The organism is Burkholderia ubonensis subsp. mesacidophila, from assembly GCF_002097715.1.
Classification (GTDB): domain Bacteria; phylum Pseudomonadota; class Gammaproteobacteria; order Burkholderiales; family Burkholderiaceae; genus Burkholderia; species Burkholderia mesacidophila.
In genome coordinates this window covers 1299382-1311353 of sequence record NZ_CP020738.1, presented here as the reverse complement: position 1 = coordinate 1311353, position 11972 = coordinate 1299382, and the positions used below count along the sequence as shown (strand labels likewise).

Sequence of the window (11972 nt, the reverse complement as noted above, 5' to 3'; positions counted from 1 at the left end):
TGGATGCGATCGGGCGCCTTGTTAGAAAGCGTCCTCTGCGTCCAACTACGTGAATGACCGAAACGCGTGGAATTCAGGCCGTACCTTTCGGTCGAGCGAGTGACTCCTCGTGGCCGAACTGAGGCAGACGGTCTGACGCTGTCTGTTTGATCTAGTCCAGCCTTATACACATAAAGCATTGAAATACCGCTCGCCTCGGGAATTCCGGCAGGCCACTGCATCTTCAACTTGACGGTGCCCGAGTGTCCTGATTTACAGGGGCAACACCGTCGGTGCACACCTCACTGCTAAACTCAAGACAACCTCAGCCAATTTATTACCTTCGTGAGCAACTTTGAACAGCGACTTCCCGACTTCGATCCGCACGCATTTGTCGTCTCGTTGCTCAGCCGCTATGAAGAGGACCCGGACCAGTTCCATATTTCGCAGGAGTGTATGGCGCAATGCACAGGCCCGCTCGGAGAGGTGAAACCGGAGAGATTCGATGCGCTCGCTCTCGCGCTTGCCCGTGGGTATCACGATGGGAAACTATCCTTCGCCTTTTGTGACTCAATCGTGAATATCTTGGTCGAAAAAGTGTACTCGGACGCGGTAGCTCAACGCGATACGTGGCCACCTCTGTTCTGGGACGTCTTTCTCGCTTTCGATGCAGGGGAGTTCTTCCGACCTGGTGAGCGCCACATCGACCCGGCTGAGAAATACACAAGGCCACTGATTGCGGCAATCGTCGCCGAAAAACCTGATTGAGGCAGTGGCGAACGAAGCTTGCCATTGCCTATTGGGAGGAAGCTGTAGACACTTGCGGCAAGGCACGACCGGTCAGCACCCGACAGCCGTCATCGTGCGAAGCGTGTGATTAAGGAAAACTTCCTGAACCCGGCATCGATCGCGCGGGATTCACTGGCGCATTCCGAACATGCTGTGCCACAGCACGCTAAAAAAATCCGTATGCACCGCGCGTTCGTCGCTCTTTCGGGCGTCATCCTTCGGCGCGTGCTCCGGCGCCGGTGCGTCTCGAGGCGACACAGTCTGCGCCGCGCCCTCATCGTGTTGTGGAACCGACTCGTCACTCTGCGCATCCCGTAACGCCCCCGCCTGCCGCGACGCATGCAACTCAACCACACTGCCGGCAATGCGTTCCGCAAGCGCCTCTTCACAATCACGTCCGAGCAACACACCGAACACGACATCGCGGTTGTGCCCCTGCTCGGCAAAACGCATCGCCAGCGTCACAAATCGCGCGTATTCCGCATCGCGCTCCGCCTGCAACCGCTCCTCTTCTTCGCGCAGCCGAGCGTGACGAAGCATCTCCTCCGCATAGACGGTGTCATAGACGCGGCGCTGCGCGGGGTCCGAGAGAATCGCGTAAGCCTCCTTGATCTCCTGAAACCGCGCATGCGCAGTCGCTTCACCCCCGACGTTGCGGTCGGGATGCGCTTTCATCGCGGCCTTTCGGTAGCCGCGCTTGATTTCCTCGTCGGAGGCGTCCTCGCGCACACCAAGCAATTCATACAGCGTCGTCATTGCGCACCGGGTGGAAGTCGGATCGCGTCGATCGTAGCACGCCACTGCGGCGCCAACGTGCAGCTGCCGGCAACCTCGGCCATCGCGGCAATCCGCACGACACTGCAACGCGCCACGCAACTACCGTTGCGTCCGGCATTTCGCGACATCCCGATGCGATCGGATCAACGTGTCTGCCGGGAGAACCGACCGTCCATGAGCGGCACACCCGGATGCAGGTAAGGTGCCCCGCTCATGCCCCCACAACAGTTGCGAGCGAACACAACGATTCGCCCCTGTCCACCGAATGCGTTACGCGATTACCAGTGCCAGACCTGATCGAAGCGATCGAACAAGGCGGGAATCTCGGCACGCGCGAGCGGCGTGAGGCCGCCGACGACATCGTCCTGCGACAGTCCACAGTCGCGCATGTCCTCGCTGATCGCATACACGGCAACGCCGGCGCCGATCATCTTCTCAAGATCCTTGTCGAGCGCCGGCGGGTGGGCCTGCCGGCGCGCGCCGAAAACAAGACCGGTGGCATCCTGCCCGCGAACCGCGTAATTCACTGCGCTCCTGCACAGCAGCAGGCTGATGTCCGCGCCTGCGTTTTTCAGCACATGGTTCAGCCACAGGATGGTGTCATCCTGTTCTTCCAGGGTAGCCCGGTACGCTGTCTCAACAATGCTCAGGACTTTCATGGCGCGGCTCCTATTTCGTCGGGATGACCAGCACGGCGTCGCTCTGCGTCGCCGATTCGAGAAAATCCTTCGGACTGCCTCGACGGGGCCCTTCTATCCAGTCGCCTGCGCCGCGTTCGTCCACGCACAGGCCGCAGTTGATCCAATCGAGCTTGGCACCCTGCTGGCCCGCGAGTTGAAACAGGGCTGCCACCCAGTCCCGGGTCGTGGGGTGATCCTCCTCCTCCACGGATGTGCCCTTGACCGGATTGGCATGCGGAGCTTGCGCCTTCATGGTCAGGTTGACCGCGCCTTCATAGGCGAACACCGTGACGTCGTGCCCCCGACGCAGCGCCGCATCGACGATGCGCAGCGCCGTGGTGCTCGCTGCCTTCTCATACGGGGGATCCATCAGCGCCAGGGTCAATTTCTTACCGGTAGCCATTACGTTCTCCTTGCTGGCTTCAATGCCAAATGGCCTTGGTCCCAGCCACAAACAGAAGATCCACGAGTTGGCCGATGTCCGCCTTCTGGACACCTTCCGCCAGCCGTTCGATCGCCCGTTCGCGCAGGGAGAATTCATCGGCAAGGATCGTGATGCCGCTGCGCGTCAGATCCGCATAGCGTTCACTGAATTTCGCACCCGGGCGAGTGGAAAGCACGCCGTTCTGAACCAGGAACAGCGTGACCGTGTTGCCCCTCTGGCATACGCCCCGGACCAGTTCATCGACGTACCGGGTATCCCCGCCACCATATGGATCGCGCGATTCTACGAACAAGTAATTTGCCATGTCAGTCTCCACCCCGAAGAAGCGGTTCCCACCGATGTTTTGCCCTGGGGTCGCTCCCGTCGCAACGGGCGCCGACTCGCCGTGTAGCGCGTGGGCCGCGCACAGCTCATGCATTGGGTATAGCAGAATGGAAAAACACTCCAAAGATCCACGAGCCAAAAGGAGGCAGTTTCCCCGGCGCATTGGCGGGTACGGGCCAACGAGCGGCCATTCCACGGCACGACGCGCGTGTGATCGATTCATCGGCTGATTGGGTACGGCGGACGGCGCGAATCGAATGACATGTCGCCGAAACCCGAGCGACGAAAATCACCCTTACGGATGCCTGTCTCCCTGGCAGTGGGTGAATCCGGTTGCCTAAAATGAATTCAGCCAATTCGCTCCGCCGGGAGGTAAGCCATGAAATTCATGCTGACGTTCACATGGGCCCCGGACACGCTATCCCGGGCGGAAGCCATCGAGCGATTCCAGAAGACCGGCGGACTTCCGCCAGCGGGCGTCAAGCTGCTCGGCCGGTGGACGCGGGCGGATCTGAGCGGCGGGTTCGATTTGCTCGAGACCGACGATGCGAAGACGCTGACCGAATTCGCGTACATGTGGAGCGACCTGATGGAGCTCGATATCGCGCCGGTGGTCGAAGATGCCGAACTGGGCGAGGTCTTCGGGCGCTTCATGAAGTAAACCACCCCATACACGTTCGACTTCGGCACGATTCGGGATGAAGCCGACCGGACGCATCCATCACGGCGCGCGACATCACCGGGAAACATTCGCCGCCACGTCGACGCACTGGCGTCGCATGGCGCTCGTGTTCGTTGTCGTTCTGGCAGGTTACGTCGCCGCCGATCTTTTCTGGCCGCTGCATCGAGACCTGAGCCGGTTCGATCCGATCGCGACCGGAACGCTCGAGACGCAGATATGGCGTTCCTACTATGACCGTCGACCCATCGCGCTCTTTCTTCAGCTGGCCGAGTCGCTGCGCACGCAATATCACTTTCCGTGGCTGAGGTCGTATGCCGGCGCCTATTACGGCGCCTCGGCAGCATTCACGTTCAAGGAAGGCAACGCGCGCAGCGATTACGTGAAAGCGCTGCCGGCGCTGAAGACTTACTTCACGCTGATCCGCAACACGGGGAATCGCAGTTTCGCCGTCGCTCCCGCGGCGACGCTCGAGCTGGAATGGTGGATCGTGCACCGTCAGCGCGACCGTTATCCGCCCGGCGCATTGTCAGATGCATGCGCGGCAGCGGCGGCCGCGCTATACATGGTGCCGCCGCGCGAGACGTCCGAGTTTGGCCGGCTGCGTGCGCAGGCGATGCTGTTGCGCGATGCCCGAGCGGAGGCAGGCAGCGTCACCGAAAACGATTGGGCGACGATCGAGTCGCTATTGCACCAGGGCTACGTGTCGCTGGGTCATGCCGTTTCGTCGGCGACGAGCGTGCCATGACGGCGACCGGGATCGCCGGCTTCAGCCCATCCCCGGCCGCAAATATGGCTTCGCTTTCTTTTGGCAGATCCACATCCGATCCGATCAAGCGAATCCCGACAGCTAATCTGGCGCCCCAACAAAGCGCATCTCCCCCGACTCCCCCGCCAGCAGCCCCCGATTTGCATCAGCCGCCGCCCGCAGGTAATCCCACAGCGCAGTCACCCGCCGCAACTTCCGCAAATCCTCTCGGCAAGTCAGCCAGAAGCACCGCGTCACGACGACCTCATCCGCCAACACCGGCACGAGCGCCGGCTGCTGCGCGGCGATGAAGCACGGCAGGATCGCCAGCCCCCCGCCCTGCAGCGCCGCGAAATACTGCGCGATCACGCTCGTCGTGCGCAGCCCGGCCGTCGCGCCGGGCACCGCGCGTTCCAGATACAGCAGCTCGCTGCTGAACGCGAGATCGTCGACGTAGCTGATGAACGTATGCGAGGCAAGATCGCTCACGTCCGCAATCGGCGCATGACTCGCCAGATACTCGCGCGTCGCATAAAGCCGCAACTGGTAGTCGCACAGCTTCGTGCACACATAAGGCCCCCGGTCAGGCCGCTCGAGCGTGATCGCAAGATCGGCCTCGCGCTTCGTCAGGCTGACGAAGTGCGGCACCGGCAGCAGGTCGACCGTCACGTGCGGATGCGCGGCGCGAAACTGCGCAAGCTGCGGCGCGAGAAAAAAGCACCCGAAGCCTTCCGTCGAGCCGATCCGCACGTGGCCGGACAACGCATGCCCGGTATTGGCGACCTGGTCGCAGGCCGACTGCACGGTCGTCTCCATCGCGTCCGCATACGCGACGAGCCGCTGCCCTTCGGCGGTCAGCACGAAGCCGCCGGAGCGCGACTTGTCGAACAGCAGCGTGCCCATCGCCTCCTCCAGCGCGCGGATGCGCCGGGCGACGGTCGTGTAGTCGACGCCGAGGCGCTTCGCGGCGCCGCTCGCGCGCTGCGTGCGCGCCACTTCCAGGAAAAACCGCAGGTCGTCCCAGTTCAGGTTGCCGGATACCGGCTCGGGGTGGTGTCGCATCGGCAGGCGAGGTTCGGGTGGCAGGGTCTCCGGGCCGGCCGTCGATATGCAAATTTGCACATCCAACCGGTTTCTTTGTCGGTACTACAGGATTCTGCGCATAACTATACTCGACCGTGACCTGCGGACCACGAGCCGCGGGCAAATAACGATGGAGACGCCATGCAGACCCGATCCACCCTTGACGAGCACGCGGAGCTTGCCGCGCCCGCTCCCGCCCGAACCGCGAAGGACCACCTGCTGGCCGGCTGGGCCAGCATGACCGGCACGACAGTCGAGTGGTACGACTTCTTCCTGTACGGCACGGCCGCCGCGCTGGTCTTCAACCGCATCTTCTTCCCGTCGCTCGATCCCGTCGTCGGCACGCTGGCCGCCTTCGGCACGTTCGCGGTCGGCTTCATCGGCCGGCCGATGGGCGGCATCGTGTTCGGCCACTTCGGCGACCGCATCGGCCGCAAGTCGATGCTGATGGTCACGCTGCTGCTGATGGGCGTGCCGAGCATGGTCATCGGGCTGATCCCGTCGTACGACAGCATCGGCTACTGGGCGGCCGCCCTCCTGATCGCGATGCGCTTCCTGCAGGGGATGGCGGTCGGCGGCGAATGGGGCGGCGCGGTGCTGATGGCGGTCGAGCATGCGCCCGCGGGCCGCAAGGGGCTGTTCGGCAGCCTGCCGCAGACGGGCGTCGGGCTCGGCCTGATCCTGTCGTCGCTCGCGATGACGGCGGTGGCCGCACTGCCCGAGGCGGACATGCTGTCGTGGGGCTGGCGCATCCCGTTCCTCGCGAGCATCGCGCTGGTCGGTCTCGGCGCGTTCATCCGCGCGAAGGTGCCCGAATCGCCGGACTTCGAGAAGATGAAGCACCAGGGCAAGGCGGTGAAGTCGCCGGTGCTCGAGGCGATCCGCCGGCATCCGCGCGAAGTGCTGACGATCGTCGGCGCGCGCGCCGCCGAGAACACGTGGTTCTACATGGTCGTCACGTTCGCGCTCGCGTATGCGACCCAGCAGCTGCACCTGCCGAAGGCCGCCATGCTGGAGGCGATCACGGCGGGCGCCGCGCTGTCGCTCGTGACGATGCCGCTGTGCGGCCACCTGAGCGACCGCATCGGCCAGCGCCGGATGTTCGCGATCGGCCTCGTGCTGATGTGCGCGTTCGTCGCGCCGTTCTTCATGATGCTCGGCACGCGGCAGACGTCGCTCGCGTGGTGGGCGATCGTGCTGGGCCTCGGCGTCGTGTTCCCGATCCTGTACGCGCCGGAGTCGCTGCTGTTCGCGAAGCAGTTCCCGGCGGAGATCCGCTACAGCGGCATCTCGCTGTCGGTGCAGCTCGCCGGCGTGCTCGGCGGCGGCTTCGCGCCGATGATCGCGACGTCGCTGCTGAAGACGGGCGGCGGCCAGCCGCATTACGTGATCGCCTACCTGGTCGGGCTCGGCGTGTTCGCGCTGATCTGCACGGGGCTGATGCGCAGCGCGCGCGACTGACCGCGCACCCCACATCCTGTTTGTCTGCCGGCCGCCCTGCACGCGCGGCGGCCGCGGGCGCCTCCTTTCATCGCCTTACCGCTACTTTCGGAGAGTGTTCATGAACGCCGCCGTACCTCAAGCCACCGTCGCGCTGCCCACCGCCAAACTGCTGATCGACGGCCAGTTCGTCGAATCGCAGACCCGCGAATGGGGCGACATCGTCAACCCCGCGACGCAGGAAACGATCGGCCGCGTGCCGTATGCGACCGTCGACGAGGTCGACGCCGCGATCGCGTCCGCGCAGCGCGCGTTCCAGACCTGGAAGACCACGCCGATCGGTGCGCGCATGCGCATCATGCTGAAGTTCCAGGACCTGGTGCGGCGCAACCTCGAACGCATCGCGAAGACGCTGACCGCCGAACAGGGCAAGACGCTGCCCGACGCGCAGGGCGACATCTTCCGCGGCCTCGAAGTGGTCGAGCACGCGTGCTCGATCGGCACGCTGCAGCTCGGCGAATTCGCGGAGAACGTCGCGGGCGGCGTCGACACCTACACGCTGCGCCAGCCGATCGGCGTGTGCGCGGGCATCACGCCGTTCAACTTCCCCGGGATGATCCCGCTGTGGATGTTCCCGATGGCGATCGTGTGCGGCAACACGTTCGTGCTGAAGCCGTCGGAGCAGGATCCGCTGTCGACGATGCAGCTCGTCGAGCTCGCGATCGAGGCCGGCGTGCCGCCGGGCGTGCTGAACGTGGTGCACGGCGGCAAGGTCGCGGTCGACCGGCTGTGCACGCATCCGGACGTGAAGGCGATCTCGTTCGTCGGCTCGACGCGCGTCGGCACGCACGTGTACAACCTCGGCAGCGAGCACGGCAAGCGCGTGCAGTCGATGATGGGCGCGAAGAACCACGCGGTCGTGCTGCCGGACGCGCATCGCGAGCAGACGCTGAACGCGCTCGCCGGCGCGGGCTTCGGCGCGGCGGGCCAGCGCTGCATGGCGACGTCGGTGGTCGTGCTGGTGGGCGCGGCGCGCGACTGGCTGCCGGAGCTCGTCGAGAAGGCGAAGCAGCTGAAGGTCAACGCGGGGCACGAGGCCGGCACCGACGTCGGCCCGGTCGTGTCGAAGGCCGCGCACGCGCGCATCACGGGGCTGATCGACGAAGGCGTGAAGGCCGGCGCGACGCTGCTGCTCGACGGCCGCGACGTGAAGGTGCCGGGCTACGAGCAGGGCAATTTCGTCGGCCCGACGATCTTCTCGGACGTGACGACCGAGATGTCGATCTACAAGGAAGAGATTTTCGGGCCGGTGGTGGTCGTGCTCGAAGCCGACACGCTCGACGACGCGATCGCGCTCGTCAACCGCAACCCGATGGGCAACGGCGTAGGTCTCTTCACGCAGAGCGGCGCGGCCGCGCGCAAGTTCCAGAGCGAAATCGACGTGGGCCAGGTCGGCATCAACATCCCGATCCCGGTGCCGGTGCCCTACTTCAGCTTCACCGGTTCGCGCGGCTCGAAGCTCGGCGATCTCGGCCCGTACGGCAAGCAGGTCGTGCAGTTCTATACGCAGACGAAGACGGTCACCGCGCGCTGGTTCGACGACGACGCGACGTCGGGCGGCGTCAACACCACGATCGCGCTGCGCTGACGCCAGGAGCCGGAACATGGAAATCGCATTCATCGGGCTCGGCAACATGGGCGGCCCCATGGCCGCCAACCTGCTCAAGGCCGGTCACGCGCTGACGGTGTTCGACCTCGACGCGAACGCGGTCGACGCCGCGGTGCGCGCGGGCGCGACGGCCGCCGGCTCGCCGCGCGACGCGGCGGCGCGCGCCACGCTCGTGATCACGATGCTGCCGGCAGCTCCACACGTACAGAAGGTCTATCTCGGCGACGACGGCGTGCTCGCGGGCGCCCGCGCCGGCGCGACGCTGATCGACTGCAGCACGATCGACCCCGGCACGGTGCGCGCGATCGCCGACGCGGCCGCGCGGCAGGACCATCCGCTTGCGGACGCGCCGGTGTCCGGCGGCACCGCGGGCGCGCAGGCCGGCACGCTGACCTTCATGGTCGGCGCGGACACCGCGCTGTTCGAGCGGATCCGCCCGGTGCTGCTCGACATGGGGAAGAACGTCGTGCACTGCGGCGGCACCGGCACCGGCCAGATCGCGAAGATCTGCAACAACCTGCTGCTCGGCATCTCGATGATGGGCGTGTCGGAGGCGATGGCGCTCGGCGCGGCGCTCGGCATCGAGCCCGCGGTGCTGGCCGGCATCATCAACACGTCGACCGGCCGCTGCTGGAGCTCGGACAGCTGCAACCCGTATCCGGGCGTGCTGCCCGCGGCGCCCGCCGCGCGCGGCTACAGCGGCGGCTTCGCCGCGAACCTGATGCTGAAGGACCTCGGGCTCGCGACCGAAGCCGCGCGGCAGGCGCGCCAGCCGGTGTGGATGGGCGCGCTCGCGCAGCAGCTCTATCAGTCGATGAACCAGCAGGGGTTGGGCGGCCTCGACTTCTCCGCGTGCGTGAAGCTGTACGAGGCGCAGGCGCCGGCCGCGTGACGGCGGGACGTCGCCGGCGAGGCGGCGTCAAAGCCTGACGGCGGCGCGGCGTCACGCGCCGCCCCGCCGCCGCGGGTCACCGGAATCGCTCAGCTGCGCGGGTTCGCCGCGGTCTCGAAGGTCGGATGGCACTCGAACGCGAGTTCGGAGCGGCCGCTCACGCCGCGGCCGGCGTTCAGCGACTCCTGTTTCATGCTGGCGCGCATCCCGCGCTGCGAGCAGAAGTTCATCGCCTCGTTGACCGCCTTTTCGTGCGCGGTCGCCCAGTTGGTCGACATGCCGACCGTGTGCGCCGACACGGTAAACACGTTCGGATTCGACGTCGACGCGACGTCGGACGTGGTCGAGCAGGCGGCGAGCAGCCATGCGGCGGCCACGAGCGGCAGCCAGCGCAGCGATCGGAATGGGACAGGATTCGTCATGGGAAGCGGTGATGCGCCGGATCGGCGGCGTTTCAAATCATTTCCGCAAGTATGCCTGCCCATTCGCCGAAGATCATGCCCCGTAAAGTGAACAGATTGTTTCCATTCGTTAAACGATGGCCGATCGGAACCGCCGTGCCCGCCGGCCGTTGTTCCAGATTGCGAAATAATCAAACTTTTTTTGATTTAAATTAAAAATGTTTGACGCAAGCATTTCAATCAGCTAATTTCTGCGCAAGCTTCCGGAAAGAAACGGCGCGGTGCAGCGTGAACAAAGATCGCCGTTTCACCCAGCTCCCATGACGCAAATCCGGCGGACGACGCAGCGCCCGGCCCGAGCGGCCGCGGACGATTCGATCGGCCGCAGCCGGTTTATCGGCAACACGTCGTCCGGTCGAGCCCTGTCGTTCTCATCGGCGCGTTCGTGCCTGCCGGCAGCGCAGCGAAGCAAGCAGCTACGACACCGCAGCATCGATTCATTCCGTTCAATCCTGTCGGGGAGAGTATCGGCATGTCCAGATTGATTCGCACTGCTTCGCTTAAAGTGACCGTCCTCGGTGCCGCGCTGGCCGGCCTCGCGTCCGCCGCACACGCGGAAACCGCGACTGCGCCCGTCCCCGGGCCGGCCGATGCGGTCAACCAGCTGATCGTCAAGGTGCGCGCCGCCAAGACGCTGTCGGCCGCATCCGCGGCATCGTCCGCGACCGCCGCGCACGCGGACGTCCAGGCGGTCATCGATCGCGTGCTCGCGGCCCGCCGCACACGCGCCGCGGGCCGGGCGTTCGGCGCGGCCGCCGCCTCGGCGCCCGGCAACCCGGCCGACCCGGCCGCCGGCATCCGCATCAAGCGCGACATGTCGGGCGGCGCGACGGTGCTGTCGCTGCAGCGTCACGTGTCGCTCGCCGAGGCCGAAGGGCTCGCCCGCGACTTCGCGGCGGACGGGGCGATCGAATACGCGGAGCCGGACGCGCGGATGTTTCCGCTCCTCGTGCCGAACGACACGCGCTACGCCGAGCAGTGGGGCTACTTCAGCCCGGCCGGCGGCGCGAACCTGCCGAAGGCCTGGGACCGCACGACCGGCTCCCCGAACATCGTCGTCGGCGTCATCGATACCGGCTATCGCCCGCATGCCGATCTCGCCGCGAACCTGGTGCCCGGCTACGACTTCATCTCCGATCCGGCGACCGCGAACGACGGCAACGGCCGCGACAGCAACGCGTCGGACCCGGGCGACTGGGTGACCGCGCAGGAAGATGCCGATCCGAACGGCCCGTTCTACGGCTGCGGCGCGCGCAACAGCACGTGGCACGGCACGCACGTCGCGGGCACGATCGGCGCGGTGACGAACAACGGCTACGGCGTCGCGGGCATCTCGTGGGTCGGCAAGGTGCAGCCGGTGCGCGTGCTCGGCAAGTGCGGCGGAACGGTGAGCGACATCGCCGACGGCATGCGCTGGGCCGCGGGCCTGCCGGTGCCGGGCGCGCCGGCGAACCCGACGCCGGCGAAGGTGCTAAACCTGAGCCTCGGCGGCAACAGCCGCACCTGCAGCACGACGTACCAGAACGCGATCAACGCGATCACGGCGCGCGGCGCGAACGTCGTCGTCGCGGCCGGCAACAGCGGCGGCCCGGTCGCGAACAGCCAGCCGGCGAATTGCCAGGGCGTGATCGCGGTCGCCGCGGTCAACAGCAGCGGCGTGCGCGCGAGCTTCAGCAACTATGGCCCGGCCGTGAAGATCGCGGCGCCCGGCGTCGGCATCCTGTCGACGCTCAATGCCGGCACGACGTCGCCGGGCGCGGACAGCTACGCGAGCTACAACGGCACCAGCATGGCGACGCCGCACGTCGCGGGCACCGTCGCGCTGATGCTCGCGGTCAACCCGGCGCTCACGCCGGCGCAGGTCCTGCAGCGGCTGCAGTCGAGCGCGCGGCCGTTCGCGAGCGGCTCGAACTGCTCGACGAGCACCTGCGGCGCGGGGCTGCTCGACGCCGGCAACGCGGTCGCCGCCGCCGCCGCGAAGTAAGCGAGCGCGGACGTTGCGAGCA

At 66.1% G+C, this 11972-nt stretch carries 13 protein-coding genes; 7 read left to right on the top strand and 6 right to left on the bottom strand.

From position 1 onward, the window contains the following. The first annotated feature begins 324 nt into the window (after positions 1-324). Positions 325-747: a hypothetical protein gene (locus tag B7P44_RS23450; RefSeq protein WP_133117888.1), complete on the top strand. Its 423-nt coding sequence runs from the start codon at positions 325-327 to the stop codon at positions 745-747. A 150-nt stretch (positions 748-897) separates the two neighbouring features. Here the strand turns inward: B7P44_RS23450 and B7P44_RS23445 are convergent, their stop codons facing one another. From B7P44_RS23445 to B7P44_RS23430, 4 genes are all read right to left on the bottom strand, one after another. Further along, entirely contained in the window at positions 898-1524 is a 627-nt protein-coding gene (locus tag B7P44_RS23445; RefSeq protein ID WP_084908363.1) for a J domain-containing protein, read from the bottom strand. A gap of 299 nt (positions 1525-1823) precedes the next feature. Beyond that, positions 1824-2204, bottom strand: a complete 381-nt coding sequence (locus B7P44_RS23440; protein WP_084908362.1) for a DsrE family protein — start codon at positions 2202-2204, stop codon at positions 1824-1826. 10 nt (positions 2205-2214) lie between these two features. Beyond that, on the bottom strand, positions 2215-2628 hold the full coding sequence (locus tag B7P44_RS23435; protein ID WP_084908361.1) for a DsrE/DsrF/TusD sulfur relay family protein: 414 nt from the start codon (positions 2626-2628) through the stop codon (positions 2215-2217). Between the two features lie 19 nt (positions 2629-2647). Continuing rightward, positions 2648-2974 carry a sulfur reduction protein DsrE gene (locus B7P44_RS23430; RefSeq protein WP_084909992.1) on the bottom strand — a complete coding sequence of 109 codons (327 nt, stop codon included), beginning with the start codon at positions 2972-2974 and terminating at the stop codon, positions 2648-2650. A gap of 399 nt (positions 2975-3373) precedes the next feature. Between B7P44_RS23430 and B7P44_RS23425 the strand changes: the two genes are divergently transcribed. Both B7P44_RS23425 and B7P44_RS23420 read left to right on the top strand, forming a co-directional pair. Beyond that, the gene (locus B7P44_RS23425; protein ID WP_084908360.1) at positions 3374-3655 is read left to right on the top strand and encodes a DUF3303 domain-containing protein; all 282 of its coding nucleotides are present in this window, start codon (positions 3374-3376) and stop codon (positions 3653-3655) included. A 37-nt stretch (positions 3656-3692) separates the two neighbouring features. Next, positions 3693-4421, top strand: a complete 729-nt coding sequence (locus B7P44_RS23420) for a hypothetical protein (RefSeq protein WP_231716821.1) — start codon at positions 3693-3695, stop codon at positions 4419-4421. 102 nt (positions 4422-4523) lie between these two features. On the opposite strand, the gene B7P44_RS23415 is transcribed toward B7P44_RS23420, so the two are convergent. Then, positions 4524-5483, bottom strand: coding sequence for a LysR family transcriptional regulator (locus tag B7P44_RS23415; protein WP_084908359.1), 960 nt, complete (start codon positions 5481-5483; stop codon positions 4524-4526). Between the two features lie 162 nt (positions 5484-5645). Between B7P44_RS23415 and B7P44_RS23410 the strand changes: the two genes are divergently transcribed. The 3 genes from B7P44_RS23410 (at position 5646) to mmsB (ending at position 9505) form a co-directional block, all read left to right on the top strand. Continuing rightward, on the top strand, positions 5646-6965 hold the full coding sequence (locus B7P44_RS23410) for an MFS transporter (protein ID WP_084908358.1): 1320 nt from the start codon (positions 5646-5648) through the stop codon (positions 6963-6965). Positions 6966-7065: 100 nt separating this feature from the next. Then, entirely contained in the window at positions 7066-8592 is a 1527-nt protein-coding gene (locus tag B7P44_RS23405) for a CoA-acylating methylmalonate-semialdehyde dehydrogenase (RefSeq protein ID WP_084908357.1), read from the top strand. 16 nt (positions 8593-8608) lie between these two features. Continuing rightward, positions 8609-9505 (top strand): 3-hydroxyisobutyrate dehydrogenase, encoded by an 897-nt coding sequence (gene mmsB, locus B7P44_RS23400; protein WP_084908356.1) that lies wholly within the window; start codon positions 8609-8611, stop codon positions 9503-9505. An 89-nt stretch (positions 9506-9594) separates the two neighbouring features. On the opposite strand, the gene B7P44_RS23395 is transcribed toward mmsB, so the two are convergent. Next, positions 9595-9927, bottom strand: coding sequence for a hypothetical protein (locus B7P44_RS23395; RefSeq protein ID WP_084908355.1), 333 nt, complete (start codon positions 9925-9927; stop codon positions 9595-9597). A gap of 511 nt (positions 9928-10438) precedes the next feature. On the opposite strand from B7P44_RS23395, the gene B7P44_RS23390 reads away from it, so the two are divergent. Further along, positions 10439-11950: a S8 family peptidase gene (locus B7P44_RS23390; RefSeq protein ID WP_084908354.1), complete on the top strand. Its 1512-nt coding sequence runs from the start codon at positions 10439-10441 to the stop codon at positions 11948-11950. Positions 11951-11972 lie beyond the last annotated feature (22 nt).

What these genes read in the sequence shown, in the direction of transcription:
- B7P44_RS23415 (WP_084908359.1), bottom strand. Translation starts at nt 5,483, where the DNA reads ATGCGACACCACCCCGAGCCGGTATCCGGCAACCTGAACTGGGACGAC.
- B7P44_RS23430 (WP_084909992.1), bottom strand. Translation starts at nt 2,974, where the DNA reads ATGGCAAATTACTTGTTCGTAGAATCGCGCGATCCATATGGTGGCGGG.
- B7P44_RS23445 (WP_084908363.1), bottom strand. Translation starts at nt 1,524, where the DNA reads ATGACGACGCTGTATGAATTGCTTGGTGTGCGCGAGGACGCCTCCGAC.
- B7P44_RS23410 (WP_084908358.1), top strand. Translation starts at nt 5,646, where the DNA reads ATGCAGACCCGATCCACCCTTGACGAGCACGCGGAGCTTGCCGCGCCC.
- mmsB (WP_084908356.1), top strand. Translation starts at nt 8,609, where the DNA reads ATGGAAATCGCATTCATCGGGCTCGGCAACATGGGCGGCCCCATGGCC.
- B7P44_RS23395 (WP_084908355.1), bottom strand. Translation starts at nt 9,927, where the DNA reads ATGACGAATCCTGTCCCATTCCGATCGCTGCGCTGGCTGCCGCTCGTG.
- B7P44_RS23425 (WP_084908360.1), top strand. Translation starts at nt 3,374, where the DNA reads ATGAAATTCATGCTGACGTTCACATGGGCCCCGGACACGCTATCCCGG.
- B7P44_RS23390 (WP_084908354.1), top strand. Translation starts at nt 10,439, where the DNA reads ATGTCCAGATTGATTCGCACTGCTTCGCTTAAAGTGACCGTCCTCGGT.
- B7P44_RS23405 (WP_084908357.1), top strand. Translation starts at nt 7,066, where the DNA reads ATGAACGCCGCCGTACCTCAAGCCACCGTCGCGCTGCCCACCGCCAAA.
- B7P44_RS23435 (WP_084908361.1), bottom strand. Translation starts at nt 2,628, where the DNA reads ATGGCTACCGGTAAGAAATTGACCCTGGCGCTGATGGATCCCCCGTAT.
- B7P44_RS23440 (WP_084908362.1), bottom strand. Translation starts at nt 2,204, where the DNA reads ATGAAAGTCCTGAGCATTGTTGAGACAGCGTACCGGGCTACCCTGGAA.
- B7P44_RS23420 (WP_231716821.1), top strand. Translation starts at nt 3,693, where the DNA reads ATGAAGCCGACCGGACGCATCCATCACGGCGCGCGACATCACCGGGAA.